At 68.8% G+C, this 21,413-nt stretch carries 12 protein-coding genes; 9 read left to right on the forward strand and 3 right to left on the reverse strand.

All coding sequences use genetic code 11. The features are described 5' to 3' along the window. Positions 1 to 219: 219 nt before the first annotated feature. The 6 genes from ABZ321_RS33695 to ABZ321_RS33720 all read left to right on the forward strand — a co-directional run bounded on the left by ABZ321_RS33695 (position 220) and on the right by ABZ321_RS33720 (position 10,338). Positions 220 to 1,050, forward strand: coding sequence for a sugar ABC transporter permease (locus ABZ321_RS33695; protein WP_344505363.1), 831 nt, complete (start codon positions 220 to 222; stop codon positions 1,048 to 1,050). Then, the gene (locus tag ABZ321_RS33700; RefSeq protein WP_354898905.1) at positions 1,047 to 1,868 is read left to right on the forward strand and encodes a carbohydrate ABC transporter permease; all 822 of its coding nucleotides are present in this window, start codon (positions 1,047 to 1,049) and stop codon (positions 1,866 to 1,868) included. The genes ABZ321_RS33695 and ABZ321_RS33700 overlap by 4 nt, the downstream gene beginning before the upstream one ends. Continuing rightward, positions 1,865 to 4,549, forward strand: coding sequence for a family 78 glycoside hydrolase catalytic domain (locus tag ABZ321_RS33705; RefSeq protein WP_354898907.1), 2,685 nt, complete (start codon positions 1,865 to 1,867; stop codon positions 4,547 to 4,549). Before ABZ321_RS33700 ends, ABZ321_RS33705 begins: the two co-directional genes overlap by 4 nt. Next, positions 4,546 to 5,808, forward strand: a complete 1,263-nt coding sequence (locus tag ABZ321_RS33710; protein WP_354898910.1) for an extracellular solute-binding protein — start codon at positions 4,546 to 4,548, stop codon at positions 5,806 to 5,808. The genes ABZ321_RS33705 and ABZ321_RS33710 overlap by 4 nt, the downstream gene beginning before the upstream one ends. Positions 5,809 to 5,887: 79 nt before the next feature. Next, on the forward strand, positions 5,888 to 9,082 hold the full coding sequence (locus ABZ321_RS33715; RefSeq protein ID WP_354898913.1) for a family 78 glycoside hydrolase catalytic domain: 3,195 nt from the start codon (positions 5,888 to 5,890) through the stop codon (positions 9,080 to 9,082). A 56-nt stretch (positions 9,083 to 9,138) separates the two neighbouring features. Then, positions 9,139 to 10,338: a family 1 glycosylhydrolase gene (locus ABZ321_RS33720; RefSeq protein ID WP_354898916.1), complete on the forward strand. Its 1,200-nt coding sequence runs from the start codon at positions 9,139 to 9,141 to the stop codon at positions 10,336 to 10,338. Between the two features lie 208 nt (positions 10,339 to 10,546). On the opposite strand, the gene ABZ321_RS33725 is transcribed toward ABZ321_RS33720, so the two are convergent. Together ABZ321_RS33725 and ABZ321_RS33730 are read right to left on the reverse strand one after the other, a co-directional pair. After that, entirely contained in the window at positions 10,547 to 12,943 is a 2,397-nt protein-coding gene (locus ABZ321_RS33725; protein WP_354898919.1) for an alpha-L-rhamnosidase C-terminal domain-containing protein, read from the reverse strand. Positions 12,944 to 13,775: 832 nt separating this feature from the next. Next, positions 13,776 to 15,878, reverse strand: a complete 2,103-nt coding sequence (locus tag ABZ321_RS33730; RefSeq protein ID WP_354898922.1) for a nucleoside hydrolase-like domain-containing protein — start codon at positions 15,876 to 15,878, stop codon at positions 13,776 to 13,778. Between the two features lie 709 nt (positions 15,879 to 16,587). Here ABZ321_RS33730 and ABZ321_RS33735 point away from each other — a divergent pair. The 3 genes from ABZ321_RS33735 (at position 16,588) to ABZ321_RS33745 (ending at position 20,331) form a co-directional block, all read left to right on the forward strand. After that, a complete protein-coding gene (locus ABZ321_RS33735; RefSeq protein ID WP_344505354.1) occupies positions 16,588 to 17,118 on the forward strand; it encodes a pyridoxamine 5'-phosphate oxidase family protein in 531 nt (176 codons plus the stop codon). A 168-nt stretch (positions 17,119 to 17,286) separates the two neighbouring features. Continuing rightward, on the forward strand, positions 17,287 to 19,800 hold the full coding sequence (locus ABZ321_RS33740; RefSeq protein ID WP_354898925.1) for an excinuclease ABC subunit UvrA: 2,514 nt from the start codon (positions 17,287 to 17,289) through the stop codon (positions 19,798 to 19,800). A gap of 198 nt (positions 19,801 to 19,998) precedes the next feature. Then, positions 19,999 to 20,331, forward strand: a complete 333-nt coding sequence (locus ABZ321_RS33745; protein ID WP_354898928.1) for a hypothetical protein — start codon at positions 19,999 to 20,001, stop codon at positions 20,329 to 20,331. On the opposite strand, the gene ABZ321_RS33750 is transcribed toward ABZ321_RS33745, so the two are convergent. Next, positions 20,273 to 21,406, reverse strand: a complete 1,134-nt coding sequence (locus ABZ321_RS33750; RefSeq protein ID WP_354898931.1) for an FAD-dependent oxidoreductase — start codon at positions 21,404 to 21,406, stop codon at positions 20,273 to 20,275. The two genes, ABZ321_RS33745 and ABZ321_RS33750, sit on opposite strands and share 59 nt — an antisense overlap. Positions 21,407 to 21,413: the final 7 nt, after the last annotated feature.

Consider the following 21,413-nt stretch of genomic DNA (forward strand, 5'->3'; position numbering starts at 1 on the left):
TTTGGTCGGGTGGTCTCGGATCTGCGACAGCCCCGGCACCAATCCCGTGGCGGCCGGCCGTACGACGCTGGCCAGCACCTGTTCGGCCCTAGGATGAAACGTTTCATAAGGTGGTCATTGCCCATGACACTTGCCGTGAAGCCGCAGGCCCCCTCACGCTATGCGGGAACACCGCGAGGGCGCCGAACCGGCCCCCCATGGTGGTTCGTCCTGCCGGCGATGCTGCTGTTCGCATTCGTTGTGCTGCTGCCGAGTTCCCGCGGCGTGTACTACGCCTTCACCGACTGGGACGGGCTGTCGCCGGACTGGTCGTTCGTCGGCCTCGACAACTTCACCGCGATGGTCGACGACCCGGACGCGATGCAGGCGGTCTGGCACACGCTGGTCATCGCCGTCGCGATCACGGTCATTCAGAACGGTGTCGGGTTGCTGCTCGCACTCGGCGTCAACGCGATGATCAAGTCGCGGAACGTACTGCGGGTCTTCCTGTTCGCGCCGGCCGTGGTGACGCCGATCGTGACCGCCTACCTGTGGCGCAACCTGCTCGGCCCGGACGGGGCGGTCAACAGCCTGCTCGCCGCGCTGGGGCTCGGGTCCTGGCGGCAGGACTGGCTCGGCGACCCGCAGCTGGCGCTCTGGTCGGTGGTCGCCGTCATCGTGTGGCAGTTCGCCGGCTACTCCATGGTGATCTTCCTGGCCGGGCTCCAGTCGATCCCGAAGGAGATCTTCGAGGCCGCCGCGGTGGACGGCACCGGCCCGGTACGCCGGTTCTGGTCGATCATCCGGCCGCTGCTCGCACCGGCGATCACCATCAACCTGATGCTGTCGATCATCGGCGGGATCAAGCTCTTCGACCAGGTGTACGCGCTCACCGGCGGCGGCCCCGGGCACGCCACCGACACCATCTCCACGCTGATCTACAAGGACGCGTTCACCCTCGGCGAGTTCGGCTACAGCATCGCCCTCGCCGTCGTCCTCACGATCATCGTCGCGGTCGCCTCCACCGGCCAGTACCTGGTGCTCGCCCGCAACGAGCGGGCGGCGTCATGAACCGCTACCGCTGGCGGACGTTCGCCCTCGAACTGGTCATGGTCGCGGTCGCCGCTGTCATCGGCTTCCCGGTGTACGTGCTCGTCAACCTGGCGTTGCGGGCCCCGTCGGACACCCGCTCGCCGATCGAGCCGACCACGTCACCGACGCTGTCGAACTTCACCGAGGCATGGCAGCAGGCTGGCCTGGGCGGTGCGCTCGTCAACAGCGCCCTCGTCACCGCCGTCAGCGTTGTGGTCGTGCTCGCGGTCTCCTCACTCGCCGCGTACCCCCTCGCACGGATCACGGCGCCCTGGTCCCGCGGCACGTTCCTGCTCGTCATGCTCGGCCTCGTCCTGCCATTCCAGCTCGCCGCGCTGCCGCTCTACCAGACGATGCGCGACCTCGGCCTGCTCGGATCGGTGTGGGCGCTGGTGCTGTTCTACTCCGGCCTGCAGGTGCCGTTCACGACGTTCCTCTACGTCGGGTTCCTGCGCTCGCTGCCCCGGGAGTTCGAGGACGCCGCCGCCATCGACGGCTGCGCTCCCGTCCAGGTGTTTCGCTACGTGGTGTTCCCCATGCTCAAACCCGTCACCCTGACCGCGCTCGTGCTCAACGCCGTCGCGGTCTGGAACGACTTCTTCACCCCGCTGCTGTACCTGTCCGGCGGCACCCAGCAGACCGTGCCCGTCGCGCTCGCCGGGTTCTTCGGCCAGTACGTCTCGGACTGGAACCTCGTCTTCGCTGCGCTGCTCATCAGCATCATCCCGGTGCTGGCCGTCTACTTCGCGCTGCAGCGCAGCATCATCAACGGCTTCGCCGGAGGGCTCAAAGGATGACCATCCGCGTCTACGGCCTGCAGACCGAGCAGCGGGCGGAGCCGCTCGGCATCGACCACCCCCGGCCGCGGCTGTCCTGGAAGCTCGACAGCGACCGGCGCGGCGCCGCGCAGACGGCCTACCGCATCACGGCGGCGCTGCAACCGGCGGACCGTCCGTTGTGGGACACCGGTCGCCGTGAGTCCAGCGAAGGACTGCTGGTTTCGTGGGACGGCCCGGTCCTGCAGTCGGCCACCCGCTACCACTGGCGGGTCGAGATCTGGGACGAGACCGGCACGCCGGCCGGGTCTGCGGCGAGCTGGTTCGAGACCGGGCTGCTGCACCGGACGGACTGGACAGCGGTCTGGGTCGGCCGTGACCTGCTGGCCCTGCCACCGGTCGACCCGCCGGGCGCGCACGACGTTGCCGGCGGCGAGCTGTTCCAGCCGCCGCTGCACCTGCGGCGGACGTTCGATCTCGACCGGCGGCCGGTCCGCGCCCGGTTGTACGCCACCGCGCGGGGCGTCTACGAGCCCTGGCTCAACGGCGTGCGGATCGGCGACCACGAGCTGGCGCCGGGTTGGACGGAGTACCACCGGCGCCTGCAGTACCAGACATATGACGTGACCGGCCTCGTCGACGACGGGCCGAACGTGCTCGGCGCGGTGGTGGCCGACGGCTGGTGGAGCGGCTACATCGGGTTCGACCCGCGCCGCGCGGCGCAGCACTACGGCGACTGCCCGGCCTACCTCGCGCAGCTCGTGCTCGACTTCGCCGACGGCTCCCGCCGGATGATCGCCACCGACGCCGGGTGGACCGAGCAGCCGGGCGCCGTTCTGTCCGCGGACCTGCTCATGGGCCAGGTCGTCGACGCCCGCCGGGGCACCGGGACTGGCGGGTTCGCGCCGGTCGCGATTCTCGACGCCGAGCCTGGCCCGTTGGTCGCGCAGCCCGACGAGCCGGTCCGCGTCACCGCCGAACTGCCAGCCGTGACGGTCGAGCTGCGGGCGCCCGGCCAGTACGTCGTCGACTTCGGGCAGAATCTCGTCGGACGCGTCCGGCTCACGCTGCGCTCGGCACCACGCGGCCACCTCGTCTCCATCCGGCACGCCGAGACGCTCGCCGGAGGCGAGCTGTACGTGGCGAACCTGCGCCGCGCCGCCGCCGCCGACCGCTACATCGCCGCCGGCGAACCGCAGGAAGTGTTCGAGCCGCAGTTCACCATCCACGGCTTCCGCTACATCGAGATCGACGGCCACCCCGGCGAGCTGGCCGCCGCCGACGTCGTCGCCCGCGTGCTGCACAGCGACACCGCCTGGACCGGCCGGTTCGAGTGCTCCGACCCGGTCACGAACCAGCTGTACGCCAACATCGGCTGGGGCCAGCGCGGCAACTTCGTCGCCGTGCCGACCGACTGCCCACAACGCGACGAACGCCTCGGCTGGCTCGCCGACGCGCAGATCTTCGCCCCGACGGCGAGCCGCAACGCCGACGTCGCCGCGTTCTTCGCCCGCTGGATGCGTGACGTCGTCGACGGCCAGGACACCGGCGGGGCATTCCGGGACGTCGCCCCAGTCATCACCATGCACCGCGAGGCCGCCCCGGCCTGGGGCGACGCCGGCGTGATCATCCCCTGGCACCTGTGGCGCACCTACGGCGACCGGCAGGCGCTGGCGGACTCCTTCGACGCGATGACCGCATGGATCGCCCACGTCCGCCGGCACAACCCGGACCTGCGGTGGCGACACCGCACCGGCAACCACTACGGCGACTGGCTGCAGATCGACGCGACCACACCCCGCGAGGTCCTGGCGACGGCGTACTTCGCCCGCAGCACCGCGATCGTCGCCGACGCCGCCGACGTCCTCGGCCGGCAGCGCGCCGCGGCCGAGCACCGCGCGCTGCATACGGCGATCCGGGATGCGTTCATCACCTCGTACGTGCGCGCCGACGGCACCGTCGAAGGGGAGACCCAGACCGCCTACCTCCTCGCCCTCGCCTTCGGGCTACTGCCCGACGAGCTGATCCCGGTCGCGGTCAAGCACCTGGCCGCGGACATCGAGCGGCGCGGCAACCGACTCACCACCGGGTTTGTCGGCGTGCCGCTGCTGTGCCCGGTGCTGGCCCAGCACGGCCGGGCCGACCTCGCCTACGCGCTGCTGCACCAGGACGAGTTCCCGTCCTGGGGGTACTCGATCCGCCACGGCGCGACCACGATCTGGGAGCGCTGGGACGGCTGGACCGAGCACGGCGGGTTCCAGGCCGATGCGATGAACTCCTTCAACCACTACAGCCTCGGCAGCGTCGGCGAATGGCTGTTCAGCCGGGTCGCCGGCATCGACCAGACGCCCGGCTCGGTGGCCTACCGGGAGCTGCTGCTGCGCCCGCTGCCGGGCGGGCGGCTCACCTGGGCCCGCGCCGAGCAGGACACCGCCCGCGGCCTGGTCGCCTGCGGCTGGGCCGTCACCGGCGACCGGATCACCGTGACCGCCACGGTGCCGCCGGGATGCACCGCCCTGCTGGAAGTCCCCACCGCCGAGCCGGCCAGCGTGCGCGAGCACGACGAGCCGGCACGTGCGCGGCCCGGGGTCCTCGGGGCCGAACCGTCTGCCACCGGGCTCACCGTGCGGCTGACGTCCGGCCGTTACACCTTCACCGCATCCCACACCCCCGATCACACCCCCGTCCAGGAGATGTCATGAGACCGTCCCGAATACCAGCGCTCGCCGCCGCGCTGACCGTCGCGCTCGTGCTCGGCGCGTGCAGCAGCGGCACGAACGCCGGCTCCGGCAGTGACAGCAACACCCTGACCCTCGCGTCCGTCGACCAAGGCTCCATCGAGGAGGTCGTGAAGGCGTTCGAGGCCGCCAACCCCGGCGTCAAGGTCCGCTACACCACCAGCGGTGCCGACCAGTACCAGCAGCAGATCCGCACCCAGCTGGCCTCCGGCACCGCGCCCGACGTGATGACGGTCTGGCCCGGCAACGGCAACCCCGGCGCCACGTTCGTGCTGGCCAAGCCCGGCTACCTCATGGACCTGTCCGACCAGCCGTGGGCGTCGAAGCTGCCGGCCGGGCTCAAGAGCGTGGCGCAGTACCAGGGCAAGACCTACAACGCCGTGTTCGGCCTCAACGGCATCGGTGCCGTCTACAACGAGCAGGCGCTCGCCCAGGCCGGCCTCAAGGCACCGGGCACCTGGACGGAGCTGCTGGCCTTCTGCAAGGCCGCGGCAGGCAAGGGCAGCCCGGCGTTCGCCCTCGGGATCCAGGACAACTGGGTCAACCAGCTCGCCCTCTACGCCCTCGCGGCCACCGTGGTCTTCGGCGCCGAGCGGGACTTCGACACCAAGCTGCAGAGCGGTGCCACCTCGTTCGCCCAGTCGCCGTGGACGACCGCGATGGCCAAGTACCAGGAGATGGACAAGACCGGCTGCTTCCAGAAGAACCCGCTCGGTACCAGCTACGAGGCCAGCCAGGACCTCGCCGCGACCGGCAAAACCCTCGGCATCATCCAGGGCAACTGGGTCGTCGCGCTCCTCAAGGGCAAGAACCCCAGCGGCACGTTCACCCTCAAGGCGTTGCCCGCGACCGACACCCCAGCCGAGTTCATGATGCCCGCCGCCGCGGGCGCCGGCTACGGCGTCAACGCCAAGGCCAAGAACAAGGACTTGGCGCTGAAGTTCGTCAACTTCGTCATGTCGCCGGAGGGCATGAAGGTGTTCAACGCCAAGCAGGGCAGTCTGCCGTCGCTGGCAGACAGCGGCTCCGCGGTCGACCCGGCGTTCACCGAGCTGACCACATACCTCAAGGACAACCGGACCGTGCCGTTCATGGACCAGCTCTGGCCCAACGCGAAGGTCCAGCAGGCCATGCTGTCCGGCCTGCAGGAAATCTTCAGCGGACAGTCCACCCCGGACAAGGTGCTCGCCGCCATGGACGCCGACTACAAGGCCGGCGCCTGACTACCCCACACTGCGCCGGTCGGCAACGGCCGGCGGGGCCACATGTGAAGGAGTACCAGTGTCAACCACCAGACATCGGGTGCGCGCACTCGTGGGACTTTGGGCGACCCTCGCCCTGGTCATGTCCCAGGCATTGAACGCCACGCCGGCCGCAGCAGCCGGCGAGCGGGCCAACGTCGAAGTCATCAACCTCAACGTCGACGGCCGGTCCGGCCAGTCCCTGGGCATCGACAACGCCGCCCCGGTCCTCGGCTGGCAGATTGCCGAAACCCGCCGCGCGGCCACACACCCCTGCTACCGCCCGAACTCCCGTGCCGCGTGCCCCGCCGACCGGCAGACCGCGTATCAGATCCGGGCCGCCACCAGCGAGGCGAACCTCGAACACGGCAGGCTCATCTGGGACACCGGCAAGGTGCAGTCCGCGACCCAGACCGGCATCTCGTACGCGGGGCGCAAGCTCGGTTCCCGCGACCGGGTCGTGTGGCAGGTCCGGGCCTGGGACGCCGACCGGCGCCCGTCCGAGTGGAGCACGCCGTCGTCGTGGGAGATGGGCCTGCTGCAGCCGTCCGACTGGGGCACGGCCCGCTGGATCGAGTACCCCGGCCGGGTCGAGAACCAGCCGATGCCGATGTTCGCTCGGCAGTTCACCGTCGACCATCGCAGACGCGTGAGCTCCGCCCGGCTGTACCTGTCGGGCGTCGGCCTGCACCTGCCGACCCTCAACGGGCGCACGCTCACCGACGAGGTCCTCGCCCCCGGCAACAGCAACTACCAGCTCTCCAGCGAGTACCGCACCTACGACATCACCCGCGACCTGCGCGACGGCGGCAACACCCTCGGCGTCCAGCTTGGCAACGGCCCGGCGTACGTCCGCCGCAGTGTCACCAACCCGGCGGTCGGCCGGATCTCGCCGTACTCCTGGTGGCAGAGCCAGCTCAAGGGCGCCGGAACCCTGGTCGCTGACTCCGCGTCCGGCGCGACGACCGTCAAACTCGACAGCGTCGCCAACTATCACGTCGGCGGCACGATCAACATCGACACCGGCAACGGCGGTGACGGCCTCGAATCCCGCACGATCACCGCGATCGGCACCGCCGGCGTGGATGGCACCGGCATCACGTTCACGCCGGGCCTGGCGAAGCCGCACATCACCGGCACGGCGGTCACCGGCTCCGGCAACAATGTCGCCGCCAGCGACGCCTCGGCCGGCGCCGCAGTAACGCCCCGGCTGATCGCGCGACTGGAGATCGCCTACACCAACGGCTCGACCGACGTGGTCGTATCCGACCGGTCCTGGCACACCGCGCTCGGTCCGCTCGTCACCGACGCCTGGTACTCCGGCGCCGACTACGACGCCCGCCGCGAGCAGGCCGGCTGGGACCGGCCCGGCGCCGATCTGTCGACCACCGCGAAGCGCCGCGACGGAACATCCACCGGCTGGATCGACGCGGGCATCGCGCCGCCGCCGAACCTGGCCACGAAGCTCGTCGCCCGCACCGCCGAACCCGTCGGCGTGGTTGAAACGTTTACACCGGTGTCGGTGACGAACCCCGTCCCCGGCACGTGGGTGTTCGACTTCGGTCAGAACATCGTCGGCTGGCCCGAACTGCACCTGCCCGGCGGCCTCCCGGCCGGCACGGTCGTCAAAATGGCCCCGGCCGAGTCGCTCGCCGCGGACGGCACCGTCGACCAGGCGTCTCTCATGGGCGGCGGCGGTAGCCGCGGCCGCGACCTGTTCAACACCTACACCACCGCCGGCCTGAGCGGCGGGGAGACCTGGCATCCGAACTTCAACTATTTCGGCATGCAGTGGGTGCAGGTCACCGGCCTGCCGGCCGGCTATGTCCCGACCAGGCAGCTCGTCAAGGGCCTGCGGCTACAGGCGGCCGTCCCGGTCGCCGGTGAGGTGACCACGTCCAACGCGCGGATCAACCGCATCCACACGATGTCGCGGTACTCGTTCGCATCCAACGTCATGTCGGTGTTCACCGACTGCCCCGGCCGGGAGAAGCTGTCCTACCCGGCCGACTACACCATGCCGATGGCGTCCATCCACCGCAACTTCGAGCTCGACGCCTACCTGCGCACCACCATGCACCACCTCGTCGAAGGCCAGTCGATGGCCGACACGCCGATGTACGGCAACGTCGCGCTGAAGACACCTGTCTACGACTGGGGCTACACCGGCCGGTTCGGCGACGAGATCAACTGGGGCAACGCGATCATCCTGGTCCCGTCGATGCTCTACGAGCTGTACGGCGACACCCAGACGATGGCCCGCTACTACGAGCCGATGGTCCGCTTCGCCGACTACATCCAGCGGCAGAAGGTCGGCACCGGCGACAGTGCGCACATCGTCGACGCCGCGCTCGCCGACTGGGTCGCCGCCGACCAGACCTCGGGCCGGATCACCGGCACCTGGGGCTACTACACCATGATCAGCAAGCTCGCTGTGATGGCGGAGCTGACCGGGCACCAGGCCGACGCGGCGAAATACCGGACGCTCGCCGCCGACATCAAGGCCGCGTTCAACGCCCACTTCTACAACACGACCCTGCGCCGGTACACCACCGCCGGCAACGCCGGCACCACCGGCGCGACCCAGACCGCGCAGGCGCTCGCCCTCGACGCCGGGCTCGTCCCGGACAGCGAGCGCGGCGCCGTCCTCGACGCGCTTGTCGAGCTCGTCTCCGCGTTCCACCCCAACGGCGAGGGACCGCACTTCAGCGGCGGCACCATCGGCATGGCCCCGACCGTGCGAGCCCTCGCCGACGGCGGCCGCGACGACGTGCTGTGGGACCTGCTGCAGCGCGACGAACAGCCCAGTTACGGCTACTTCATGGCGTCGACCACCGCCAACCCGGGCGGCATGACGACGATGGGGGAGCGGTGGACCCGCGGTGACTCGAAGAACCACATGATTCTCGCCCAGATCGAGGAGTGGTTCCACTCGGACCTGGCCGGCATCCGCTCGACCGGCGGCGCCTACCGGTCGCTGGTCATCCGGCCGAAGCTCGTCGGGGACCTTACCTTCGTCGAGGGCAGCTACCAGACGCCGCAGGGCCCCGCGCGCTCGGCGTGGAAGCTCGACGGCCAGCGGTTCCGGCTCGACGTGACGATCCCGGCGAACACCACCGCCGAGATCTGGGTGCCACTGCGCGGCGGTCACGTGGTGGGCCAGCCCGGCCGGACCCAGTTCCTGCGCCTCGACGGCGGCTACGCCGTCTACCGCGCCGGATCCGGCTCCTACACCTTCACCTCCGTTCAGCGATAGCCCAGCCCGGAGCGGCCCGGCCCGATGGTCGGGCCGCTCCGGCAGATTGGAACTGCGTGCACCGCGACTTCCCGGCCGGATTCCTGTGGGGAGCCGCCACCTCCGCGCACCAGGTAGAGGGTGGCAATGTCAACAACGACTGGTGGGACTTCGAACACGCCCCTGCCTCGGCCGCCCGGGCGTCGTCCGGTGACGGCATCGACCACTTCCACCACTACGCCGAGGACTTCGCACTGCTGCGGCAGCTCGGGCACAACGCCCACCGGCTGTCGCTGGAGTGGTCTCGGATCGAACCGGCACCCGGCGAGTTCAGCCGGGCCGCCGTCGCGCACTACCGCCGGGTTCTCACCGCCCTCGCCGCTACCGGCATGACGGCCTTCGTCACCCTGCACCACTTCACGCTGCCCCGCTGGTTCGCGGCCCGCGGCGGCTGGCTCAGCCCGGACGCCGTGCACCTGTTCGCCCGGTACTGCCGGCATGTCGCGACCGAACTCGGCGAACTTATGCCACTCGTGTGCACCATCAACGAACCGCAGATGGTCGCGCTGCACGGCTACCTCGAGGGCTACCACCCGCCCGGCATCACCAATCCGGTGCTGTGGAAACGGGTGGGCAGGATCCTGCTCGACGCCCACCACGCCGCGGTCGCCGCTGTCCGGGCCGCATCGCCCACGTCGCAGGCGGGCCTGGCCGTGCAGCTGCCGCTGCTCGCGCCGATCCGCGACGACCCGGCCTGCGATGCGTTCCACCGCAGCATGCGCCACGAGATCGTCGACCTGTACCTCGACGGGCTCACCGGACCCGACCGCGGCGACTGGCTCGGCGTCCAGTACTACCGCAAGCAGTGGGTCGACCCGGCGTCCCCGACGTTGTTCGCCGAGCCACCAGCCGGCAGTCGCCTGACCCAGATGGGCTGGGCGGTCTACCCGGACGGCCTGCGGCAGATGCTGCACCGCGCCGAGGCCACCGGCATGCCGCTCTACGTCACCGAGAACGGCATCGCCACCGAAGATGACGACGAACGCCTCGACTACCTGCACACCCACCTCGAAGCCACCGCACAGGCCATCAAGGAAGGCGTCGACGTATGCGGCTACCTGCACTGGTCGGCGTTCGACAACTTCGAGTGGAGCGAAGGCTACCGGCCGAAGTTCGGGCTGATCGGCGTCGACGAGCACTTCAACCGCGTCGCGAAGCCGAGTGCCCACGCGTTCGCCCGCATCGCCCGCACCGGCCGGCTCGACGCTCTCCGTTGATGACGCGGAACGACCCACGAATTGGGCGTGACATCCCCAACGACGCCGACCGCGCTGCTCGCCGCGCTCACCCTTGAGAAGGCGTCACTGTGCTTCGGTGCCGGATTCGGGTGGGAGCTTCGTTGCGCGGCACCGACGGCAGCGTCGTGTCTGTGCAGGCGTTTGGCCGCGGCCTCGGACGTACGCCCGGGGCCGCGGCCGCCCGCCGCTATCGGAGTGCGTTCGCGACCGTGATGAGGACCTTCGCCTCGTCCGGAGTGAGGGCCTTACCCGTCTGAGCGTTCACCTGGTTGGTGAACGCGTCGAGCGCGTTGCCGCGGGTCGTCGCGGACTTTGCCGCCGACGCCCGATCGAGCTTGTCGGCCAGGCCCTGAGCGACGTCCGCATTGACGCTGAAGTGCGCAACGAGCGCCTTGAGGAGTTCGAACGACACTGGGGCCGATCCGAACTCGAAGGTCCCGGCACCGACGCTGTACACGTCGTAGCTGCCGCTGCGCCGCAGGAACGTCGCGCCCGGCGTCAGCGGCCCGCTGATGCTCTGTGTAGCGGAGGACAGGGGGACCCAGACCTCACCGCTCGTTCCCTGCGGGGCGACGACCTCCATGTGGAACGTGCCCTTCCCGGCGTCCTGCGCCCACTTCACCGAGAGCGCACCCCGGGGAGTCGGAACCTGGCCCTGAGCCCACGCGAGGTCGGTCGGCTGCGGTTTCAGGGCCCACTTCGCATATCCCGGGTCGACGGGTGTCGCGCCGAGCACCGATTCGGTGAGGATCTGCGTCGGCCCGGCGCCCCAGGCGTGTGCGAGGCTGTCGAAGCCACGGTCGGGGAAGCCGTCGCTCATGACGAACTCCCAGAACGTCCCCGTGTAGAAGGGGCTGTTGGGATCGACCTGCAGGCCCCACAGGCGACGCAGCAGCTCGATCGCGCCGGCTGCGTCGTTGCTCTGGATCCTGGCCATCATCTCCCAGGTGTTGTTCAGCGGCTCGATCGTGTGGCCGTACGGATCCTTCATGCTCGGCGCAGGTTGCGAGATCTCGCTGCCGTGCGGCTGCCACCGATCTTTGAAGTAGGTCAGGATGTGCTGCACCTTGTCTGCCGGCGCCACCCCCAGCCGGATCGCGTTCATGTTCGCGTCCAGGGGGAAGACGCTGGGCCGGGTGTCGGTGTGCTGGTAGAGCCCGGCGTCCTGGTTGAAGAGTCGTCCGTTGATCGCGGCCTTGAGATTGGCCGCCTTCTGCGTGTACTCCGCGACCTTGTCCGCGCTGCCGATGTGGCTCTCGAGCCAGATCATGTCTTGAAGCAGCTCGTAGTAGGCGAGACTGTACTCGGTGACCTCGCCGTTCTGCCGTGTCTGCCAGTAGTCGTTGTCATTGGTCACGACCAGGCCGTTCCCGTTGACCCGGGTCGCGTGGTAGGCGGTCGCGGCCTCCAGCTTGGGCAGGAGTCCCTTGACGTATTCAGTGTCGCCGGAATACCGGAGGTACTGCACCGCGATGATCGCCGAGTAGGCGGAGTAGGTGACTGCATAGTCGAACGCGCCGCAGCCTCGGAAGCCGACTGCGCTCGTCAGCCGGCCGCTCGCGGCTTGAAGGTTAAGGATGCTGTCGATAGATCCTCTGACGTACGGGTGGCTGTTGGACCCGATCGAGAGCATGGCCACCGGGTCGGTGATCATCAAGTCGCCGGACCAGATCGCCCGGTCGCGCTTGGCGCCGTCGAAGATGACAGGCACGTTGAAGCAGGACGCGACCCCAACGGGGACCATGTCCATCTGCGCCGTGTACGCGCCGGCGTACCACATCCGGTTCAGCTGGTCGTCGCTGGAGTAGAACCAGCCCTCGTACTTGTCCGGAGCGGCCCGGTAGGCCTTGAAGTTCAGGCCGGCGCGAGTCAGCGTGACGGTTCCTGGCGTTCTGAGCTCGATCGCCTCGAACCGGAAGCCACCACGAAGACCACCCGTGTAGGTCTGTGGATTGGTGATCGTCAGATTGATCTGGGCGCCATTGTCGTTCACGTACGTGCCGATGCCTGTTGCCGTCGTGCCCGTGGGATGGGCTGCCGTCAGCGCCGGGCTGAACGTGATTCCGGAGCCGGCGGCGCCAGCGGTGCCGACCGCGGTGATGGTCCTCGTTTCAGCGCCGTCTCCGATGCCGACGGTGATCTGCGTCCCGGCATAGAACGGGGCAACCGAAGCCACCTTGACGTTCGTGTCGCCGGCGTTCGCAGCGCCGGACAACGTGGTCGTCGTGCTCGCGTTGAGGAACTTCAGCGCCTCGCTTGTCGACACCCGCAGCGTGTTCGATGTCGCCGGAGCGGTCACGGTCGACCGTGAGACATTGACGTAGGGGGTACCACCAACCTCATGCCCATAGTCGAGCACGACGACCGCCGGCGGGCCGCCGGGCTCGACCGTCAGGACGGTTTCGCCACCCTTGCCGAGCAGGGCGTCTGCGTTGGTCACCGAGCCAAGCGTCCGAGTAATGCCGACGGGAAGGACGTCGTCACTGGATGGCCCCGGGACGAGCGCCTGCCAGTTCACGTTCTCGGGCCAGGTCGGCACCTCGCTCGGGAGGTCGGGCTTGCACGCTGCCGTCGCGATGGTCACGGCGACAGCCAATCCTGTGCTGATCACGAGCCTTGTCACTCTTCGCTGGCGCAGTCTCCGCGCCGAATGGATTCCTAGGACACCGCGAACCTGCATGCGGACTCCTCCTTGTTGGAGCCGGACTCACCTGGGGCTGTGGCTGGGCGTGCGAGGTCAAGCCCCGGTCGCGTCCGACTGGAGTCAGACTTCTCGGTGCTTGCTCGTGTGGGTGTCCACAGCAACGGTGGTCATTGCGAGTGGGGTGTGGTGCGGTTGGGCCCGGCCGATCCTCGAGGATTTGAAACGTTTTAATTGCAACCGGTATCAAGAGTCTGTGGGAAGGAGCTGTGTCGGTCAAGAGTTACGGTCCAACTACTGGCGCGTTTCTGCGTGGCGACGCGCCACTGCTGATGTTTGGTGGGTGACGCGCGCCGAGCGGTGAGATCGTCTGCTGGATCAACAAGGTGAGCCGCCGCACCGACCGGGCTGAGGGGGTGACTATCTCACTCCTGACCTGCAGTTTCCGCCACGTGCAACCGAGTTGCCTGGTCGAACGGGCACGTGTCCAGATCCGGATCCAGAGTCCTCGAGTTGGACAACGTTGCCCGCGCGTCGTCGGCGAGCGCGACCCATGTGGCGAGTCCGGCTGCGAGCGCGACATCATGCACGGCACTCAGCGAGCTCCGGCTGGAAGAGCCGCTTCCTGATCCGCTGCGGCGTGCCGCCCAAGTCACGCCAACACGATCCCGAGGTGGCCGCCGCGGACTATGGCGAACGAGTCGGCGTGATGGAAGTAGGTAGGGGCCGCGAGGGGAGTTGCTTCCTCGCGGCCCCTACCTACCTGTTGCCCGGCTCAGCGATCCGCCGGGATTCCTCCGGCTTCTCTCAGCACGCCTTGCGCCGTGGTGGCGAGGGCGACCAGGTCGGCCTTTGCCTCGGCCGAGGCGCGCTTGGAGCTGGCGTTGCCGATGTGGTTGAGGAACGCCCGCAGCGCGCTGTCTGCCGGCTGGATGTTGCGCGCGGCGGTCTGCTCGCGCGCCTTGTCCACGAAGGCGAGCAGGTTCTCAGCGAACTCCGTCGACAGCTGACCGTCGTGCGTCCACTTCTGCACGGCGGCGGATAGTTCGTCGTATGAGACAACCGTCAGCACCACGCGCTTGTAGGTCTTCAGGCTCGTGTACGTCGGGTTGCTCGGAGAATCCGAGACCTCGAAGATCAGGTGGATGGTGTCACCGGTCCTGGCGTCTGCCGGAACTGTGAATGTGGCGTTCTTCGTGTTGGCCACGTCGATCGTGCCGGTGCCGGTGAGGGTGTCCACATCGGCGTACCGCCACCACTTGTACGCGAGGTTGTCCCCGTCCGGGTCATAGGCGACGCCGCTCAGGTTGACCGTCCGGCCGGCCACGACCGGAACATCGAGCCCGCTCGTGACACCCGACTTCGGGTAGTGGTTCGCGTCCGCGTACTTGTCCGTCACGGACCACTGTGCATGGACGGAGTATTCGGCCTGGATGTCCGGCACCCACCGGGAGAACGTCCAGTTCTTCGGAAGCACTGTCGATCCGGCAGGAGGAACGTCTCCCACCACCGGGGTGTAGCCGCTGCCGCCCGCGTTCGGGCTGCCTGTCCGCTCCTTGACGTCCCGGTACTCGTTCGGCCGGTTCGGGTCGCTCGGTCCGAACCTGCCGGCGAAGCTGCCCCAGGACGGGTGGTCATAGCTCCGCAGACCGTTGTCGATCAGGTACAGATACGACCCGGTGTCACCCTCTGCGTCGAACCTCCCGTCGGTCGCCCGCTGGCAGCTTCCCGAGTCGCCCCACGTGGCGAACGGGAAATTGTCCGCTGACGTGAAGGGAGGGGTATAGGCAGGCGGGGTGTAGAACTTGTGGGCGGGGTTCTGCAGAGCTGCCTTGTCGTAGCAGTACGGAGTCCTGATGCTGGACTCGCTGGTCAGCGGGCTTCCGATCTGTGTGATCGTGTCAGTCCACGCCTTGCTGAACCACGTGGCTTGTGTCTGCGCGTCATGACGCTGGGGCTGCGTCCACGTCTTGTAGAGGCCGAAGAACAGGTCCTGGCTCATGATGGTCCGGATGCCCGGCCAGTTCGGCGCGATGTAGTAGTCGTACGTGGGAGCCTGGTCGCCCCAGATCAGGTAGAGCGTGACCTCATTGTTGATCTTTTTGAGAATCCTCGGCCACTCCGGCGTGCTGCCGTACTCCTCCTTGATGCTCCGAAGGGCTCGGGCGGTGGTGTTCGTCCCGCCCCAGTGCTGGATGTACAGCGGCTCGCCGTCCGGGTTCTCAAGAATGGCCTTCTTGATCCACTCTGAGCCTTCAGTGACCTCGTCCATCTCGCCGACAACCTTGATGTTGCCGTACTTATAGATGCTGCGAAGGTACTCGGGCGTTGGGTAACCAGCGTCGTGCTTGACCAGGTTGGGATAGACCTCCGCGTACTTGTCGATGTAGTACGGGATCCACGTGAACCCAGTCCACCTGTTCTGGCTGTAGGTCCTCGATTTCACCGCACCGTCGTCGTAGTGCGTCTCGTCGATCTGAAAGTTCTTGGTCCATTTGCTCGGGTTCGAGCCCTGCTGCTGAGGCGTCATGATCTGTGCGCCGCGCGGGTAGTAGACGGTTCCACCGGAGTGGTGGCCCGCCGCGGAGGCTCCCAGGATGATGCCTTTGGTGTTGAACTCATCGGCCATGGCGAGATAACGGACCATCGAGGCCATGTCGTCGTGCTCGCCGTCAGTCGTGAGGATCGTGTTGATCTTCTTCTTCTGCGACTGCGCTTCAATGGTTCGCAGGTCCGACTCAGTCAGGCCCGACTTGTTCGGACCCGCGCCGGCCGCGGCGTGCGCTACGGCTCCGCCCCCGCCGATGAGGAGCCCGCTGACGAGTGCGAGTCCGGCAAGGCGCCGGTATAGCCTTCGTCGGCTACTGAACGTAGTCATGTGGCGTTCAACCTCCTGAATATCCATTCAGTGACCGATATTCATGCACGAGGTATCTTGAGGCGACGAGTTCCGTGTTGTCAACAGGTTGGAAATGTTCTCGTTGCAGGACAGCAACATGCCTTTGAGTCCTCCCGCCGCCGCACGGCGCGTCCGAGTTGATCCACTCGACCTCGGCGCCGCAACGGCTGCTGGCGGCGCGCCGAAGCTCATGCCCTGGATGGTGGGTGCTTCCGCGGCAGGTCCGGGCAGCCCCGTGCGGAGTCGCTTGCCGCAGCCAGTGCATGGTGATGCCGTGGGCGGCGACCCAGGGCGGTGTTGGCCGATGCGGTGCCAGGGCTGGTCGTAGCGGCGGCTGGTCAGGACGGAGCCGTTGCGGTACCGCAGCAAAGGATCGATGAGCAGGACTGAACGGCGGTATCGCCTCGACCGGACGGTTGTTACGCATGGTGGCGTCGACGAACGGCATCCGCAACGTTCCCACGCTCACCGACCCCTTCGCCGCAGACCTCAACCGGGCGAGGTCGGTGCGCACGATCGGCGGCAGAACCCGGAACCAAGATCGCCAGATCGGGTGCTGTCTGCGAAACGGATGAAGAAATAAGACACAAGGTGTCAGGTTTTGGGTTAAGTATCGGTTGGCTGCTCGGCGTCGATGGCGGGGCGTAAGCCGGGAATTCCGACAAAATACCAACAGATAAGGACGTTCGTGCGCGAAACTTCAGAAGAACTCAAAGAGCTTCAGGCGCTGCTTGATGCCTCCCTCTCCCGTTCCACCGCGCATCTCCGCTCGATCATCAGTACTGAGCGCACCCTGACCGCGCAGCAGCTCACCCACGTCCTCGCCGGCATGTGCACCCTCGCCCTGTCCACCGTGACGGCGAAGGGCGAGCCGCGGATCAGTGGTGTGGATGGGCATTTCCTGCACGGCAAGTGGCTTTTTGGCACGGCGCGCGGCTCGGCCAAGGCGCGTCATCTCTCGGCGCGGTCCGCCGTGAGCGTCGCGCACATGCGCGGTGAGGACCTGGGCGTGTTCACGCACGGGAGGGTGGAGATCCTCAACCCCCAGGACGGCGAGCCGGCCGAGGACTGGCCGGACCTGCTCGCATACCTCAAGGACTTCTACGGCGAGGACCTCTTCGACTGGGACAACGCGGTTGTCTACTACCGGCTGCGTCCGCACTGGATGGCCGCCTACGCGCCCGACATCGCCAAGCTCACTGCGCTGTCCCAGTCCTGATCCCGCAGCAGTGGCCGGATCGGGACCCGCCACGTCATGAGAGATCTGTGAAGGGTCCGCTCAGATCCCCTGGACGGCGCCCTGCGGTGAAGCGCGTGTTCGGTTTGTTCGGCAGGGCAGGGGCTGTACGCCCATGCCCTGCCTCGTTTGCGAGAGGGCGGACGAAGGTTGACTGAATTCGGATCGGGCGTCGCGAAGGGACGCGACACGATCGACGTGGTGGGGGCTCGTACCAACAATCTGCGGGACGTGTCCGTGAGCATTCCCAAAGGACGGCTCGTCGCCTTCACCGGAGTCAGCGGCAGCGGCAAGACCTCGCTGGCCATCGACACCCTGCACAGCGAAGCCCAGCTGCGGTATCTGGAGGGGCTTTCGCCGTTCGTACGGCAGTACATAACGCAGCGCAATCGGCCGAAGGTCGACCGTATCCTGGGACTCGGCGCGACGCTCGCGGTCGACCAGCGCCGTCTGAACCGTAACCCCCGTTCCACCGTCGCAACGATCACCGGCATTGATGGGCACCTGGGGCTGCTTTACTCGCGTCTCCCTGGGATCGGCGCAGACCCGGCGGCGGAGAGTGGTAACGAGTATCTGACGACCGCTCACTTCGACCGCAATACGCCGGAAGGGAGCTGCGCGGACTGCCACGGGGTGGGCGGGCGCTGGCAGGCGCAGGAAGACCTGGTCATCACCCATCCGGAGCTTCCGCTCTTCGAGGGGGCCTCGCCCTGGTACGCCAAGTGGCGATCGGGGGAACACGCGTTCATACCGGCGCTTGCCGAGAAGCGGGGCGTGGACCTCGGCCGGTCGTGGCAGTCGCTGCCTGAGGAGTTCCGTCACTGCGTGCTCCACGGCACGGGTGACGAGAAGATCGAGGCGACCATCGACATGACGAACAGGAATGAGAGGGCCATGGTGACCTACACCTCGAGTGAGCCGCTGCGGGGCGCGCTCGCCGAGGTGGAGCGGGTGTTTGTGAACGCCCAGACGTCCAGCGCCAAGCAGCGCTACCTGCCGTACATGCGCAAGCAGCCCTGCGGCACCTGCGGCGGCAGCGGATACGACCAGGTGGCCCGGTCCGTGCGGCTCGGTGGACTGACCTACCCCAACCTGCTCGAGGCGGAGGTGCGGGAGGTACGAGGCTGGGCGAAACGCGTGGCGGACGAGCTGGACGCCCGGCAGCGTGAGGTGGGCGACCCGCTGCTGCAGGACCTCGGCCGCAGGCTCGGAATCCTTGACCGGCTCGGCCTGGCCCACCTCCAACTGTCCCGGAGCGCAGCGACACTGTCCGGGGGTGAGTTGCAGCGGACCCGACTCGCCGCGCAGCTCAGCACCGAGCTGAGCGGCATAATCTTCGTCCTGGACGAGCCCGGCACCGGGCTGCATCCGGCGGACAAGGCACACCTGCTCGACATCGCCCTGGAGCTGCGCGAGGCCGGCAACACCGTACTCCTCGTCGAGCACGACCCTGAGCTGATCGCCCGAGTCGACTGGGTGATCGACATGGGGCCCGGCTCGGGCCGATTTGGCGGTGAGATCCTCGTGTCCGGGCCTCCCGCCGACGTGGCCGCTCATTCCAAGTCGCTGACCGGGCGCTATCTGGCCGGCGAGGGGCCGCGGCTGCACCGGGCCCGCCGCCCGGCCGGGGATGAGACCGGCTGGGTGGAGCTGCACGGGCTGCGTACGCACAACGTCACCGCGAGCCTGGTGAGGTTCCCCGCCGGTCGGCTCACCTGCCTGACCGGCGTGAGCGGCAGCGGCAAGAGCAGCCTCCTCGCCGCGCTCGGGGCGAGCGTGGAGGCCGCCCTGGACGGGACGGCGACCGACACGGTGCGGGAGGTGACCGGCATCGAGGGGTTCAGCTGGGTCGCCGTCGTCGATCAAGAACCGCTCGGGCGGACGCCGCGATCCAACCCGGCTACGTACAGCAAGGCGTTCGACATCGTCCGCAAGCTGTTCGCCGAGACCGAGGTGGCGCGCGGGCGAGGGGTCAACGCCTCCTGGTTCAGCTTCAACACCGCGGATGGCGGCCGCTGCGAGACCTGCACCGGTTATGGCCGCAAACTGGTCGACATGCACTTCCTACCGGACGTGTGGGTGGTTTGCGACGTGTGCGAGGGCCGGCGCTACAAGCCGGAGGCGTTGGAGACCACGTACCGGGGACTGGCCATCGATCAGGTGCTGGAGCTCACCGTCGCCGAGGCCGTGGAGCACTTCTCCGAGCCCCGCCAGCTCGTAGAGACCCTGGAAGCTCTGAACCAGGTCGGGCTCGGCTATCTCCAACTCGGCCAGAGCGCCACAGAGTTGTCCGGCGGCGAGGCGCAGCGGCTGAAGCTGGCCTCCGCCATCCAACGCGGTGCTGCGAGCCGCAAAGCCGGGCTCGTCGTTCTCGACGAGCCCGTCTCGGGCCTGCACCCGTCTGACATCCAGCGCGTGGTGGACGCGCTCGATGTGTTGCTGGACTCGGGCAACACCGTCGTCGTGGCCGAACACGACATCCCCGTCGCCGCGTCCGCGGACTGGGTGATCGACCTGGGGCCGGGAGCCGGTCCGGATGGGGGCGCGGTGGTCGCGGAGGGCACCCCGGAGGCCGTCGCGACAGCCGACACCCCGACCGCCAGCTTCTTCCGGCGGTACGCGGCGGGCCTACCGCTCCTGGAGATACGAGAAGGCCTGCGCTGACCAGGGGTCGGGGCGGGTCCTGCGTCACGTCCTGCACCCCGTCCGTGCCCCAGCCGAGGAGGAGCGCCCCCGGCTTGACATCGGCGGAAGCGTGCGCGCCTCGGCCACCGCCGAACAGCAGGTCCAGGTGTTCGCCGTCATGCGTTCGCCACTGGCCGTGCCGCCGCCGGCCAAAGTCGGCCGCGTGGTCGACGGGCCATGGTGCGACGGTATGCGGCGGCCGGCCGGCTGCCGTCGGCGTTCGTCGCCGCCGCGGAGGCGCTGCTCGTCGCATACGGCGGAAGCCGCGGCTTTCCCGCCAACACCGGCGCCGTCCTGATGGGCGCGCCGGCCGTCGGCATGCTGCTGGGCAACTTCGCCGCCGGCCGGTTCCTGCGGCCGTCGCTGCCGGGAACGGTCCTCGCCGGCTTCCTCGTCGTGCTCGGCACAGTCCCGCCGTTCCCGCACCGGGTGCCCGGGACGGCCGTGCGGCTCACCTGCCGGTGGCCAGCCGGGCGGCGGCGACAGCGCTGTGGAACGACACCTCGCTGAGCAGCCCGGGCGCGGCGACCATGTCACCGGCGAGGTACACGCCGTCGCCGCGGTCGATCGCCGGCCGGTCGCGCCACGTCTGCCCCGGCAGGTCCAGCGCGCCGGACCGGCCGTTGGCGACGCCGTGCCGACGCCACGTGGTCCGCTCGCGCCAGCCGGGCAGGGCCAGGTCGACCAGTGCCTCCAGGCGGGCCAGGCCGTCGGCGCGGCCCTCGGCGGTGCGCAGCGGCAGCTGCGCCTGGATCAGCGACTCGCCGGGCGGCGCGAGGGTCGGGTCGGGCAGCGTGTACCGCTCCACCCAGCCGGCCGCGTCGAGGTCGGACACGACGAAGGCGTCCCGGCGGTCGTCGCGCACGGCGAGGTCCAGCAGCACCGTCCGGCCGCTCGCCACGCTCGGTAGCGTCGTGCCGAGCAGGCGGCCCGCCGCGTCGAGGGTCGTGGCCACGATCACCGGCGGCTCGGGCAGGTCGGTGACGCGGGCCCCGGTCTCCACGGCGACGCCGAGGGTACGGGCGTGGGCGGTGAGCCGGGCCAAGAGCCCGTTCCAGCCGCCGGTGAGGTACCGGGCCGGCGAGCGGGGCGCGAAGACCCGCAGCAGCCGCGGCCAGACGAACGCCGCCGACAGCCGTCCCGGGTCGGCGTCGAAGGTCGCCACGCCCATGAGGTTCGATGCGGCGACCGCCGCCACCTCCCCGTGCCGGTCGCGGATCCAGGTGTGGAAGTCGGCGTCGACCGGCGCGACCCGGCGCCGCCGGGCGAGGACCGGCAGCAACTCGGCCGGTGGGGTACGGCGCAGCCGGTCCCCGTGACGGAACCGGAATCCGGTCAGGCCGGATAGCGGTACCCCGGACGACGCGCCGATCAGGGCCCGGTCGGCGAGCCAGCGCCACCACGGACCGTCCCGGTAGAGCACGTGCGGGCCGTCGTGGGCGACGTACGGGGGTGCGGTGGCGCGGGCCCGGCCGCCGAGCGTGCGATGCGCCTCCAGCAACTGGACGCGGGCGCCGGCCTCGGCGCAGGTGATGGCGGCGACAAGGCCGGCGAACCCGCCGCCGACCACGGTGATCCTCTGCATGGCCGAC

The organism is Dactylosporangium sp. NPDC006015 (assembly GCF_040614215.1).
In the GTDB taxonomy this organism is placed as follows: domain Bacteria; phylum Actinomycetota; class Actinomycetes; order Mycobacteriales; family Micromonosporaceae; genus Dactylosporangium; species Dactylosporangium maewongense.

What these genes read in the sequence shown, in the direction of transcription:
- ABZ321_RS33695 (WP_344505363.1), top strand. Translation starts at nt 220, where the DNA reads ATGCTGCTGTTCGCATTCGTTGTGCTGCTGCCGAGTTCCCGCGGCGTG.
- ABZ321_RS33700 (WP_354898905.1), top strand. Translation starts at nt 1,047, where the DNA reads ATGAACCGCTACCGCTGGCGGACGTTCGCCCTCGAACTGGTCATGGTC.
- ABZ321_RS33705 (WP_354898907.1), top strand. Translation starts at nt 1,865, where the DNA reads ATGACCATCCGCGTCTACGGCCTGCAGACCGAGCAGCGGGCGGAGCCG.
- ABZ321_RS33710 (WP_354898910.1), top strand. Translation starts at nt 4,546, where the DNA reads ATGAGACCGTCCCGAATACCAGCGCTCGCCGCCGCGCTGACCGTCGCG.
- ABZ321_RS33730 (WP_354898922.1), bottom strand. Translation starts at nt 15,878, where the DNA reads ATGACTACGTTCAGTAGCCGACGAAGGCTATACCGGCGCCTTGCCGGA.
- ABZ321_RS33745 (WP_354898928.1), top strand. Translation starts at nt 19,999, where the DNA reads ATGGTGCGACGGTATGCGGCGGCCGGCCGGCTGCCGTCGGCGTTCGTC.
- ABZ321_RS33750 (WP_354898931.1), bottom strand. Translation starts at nt 21,406, where the DNA reads ATGCAGAGGATCACCGTGGTCGGCGGCGGGTTCGCCGGCCTTGTCGCC.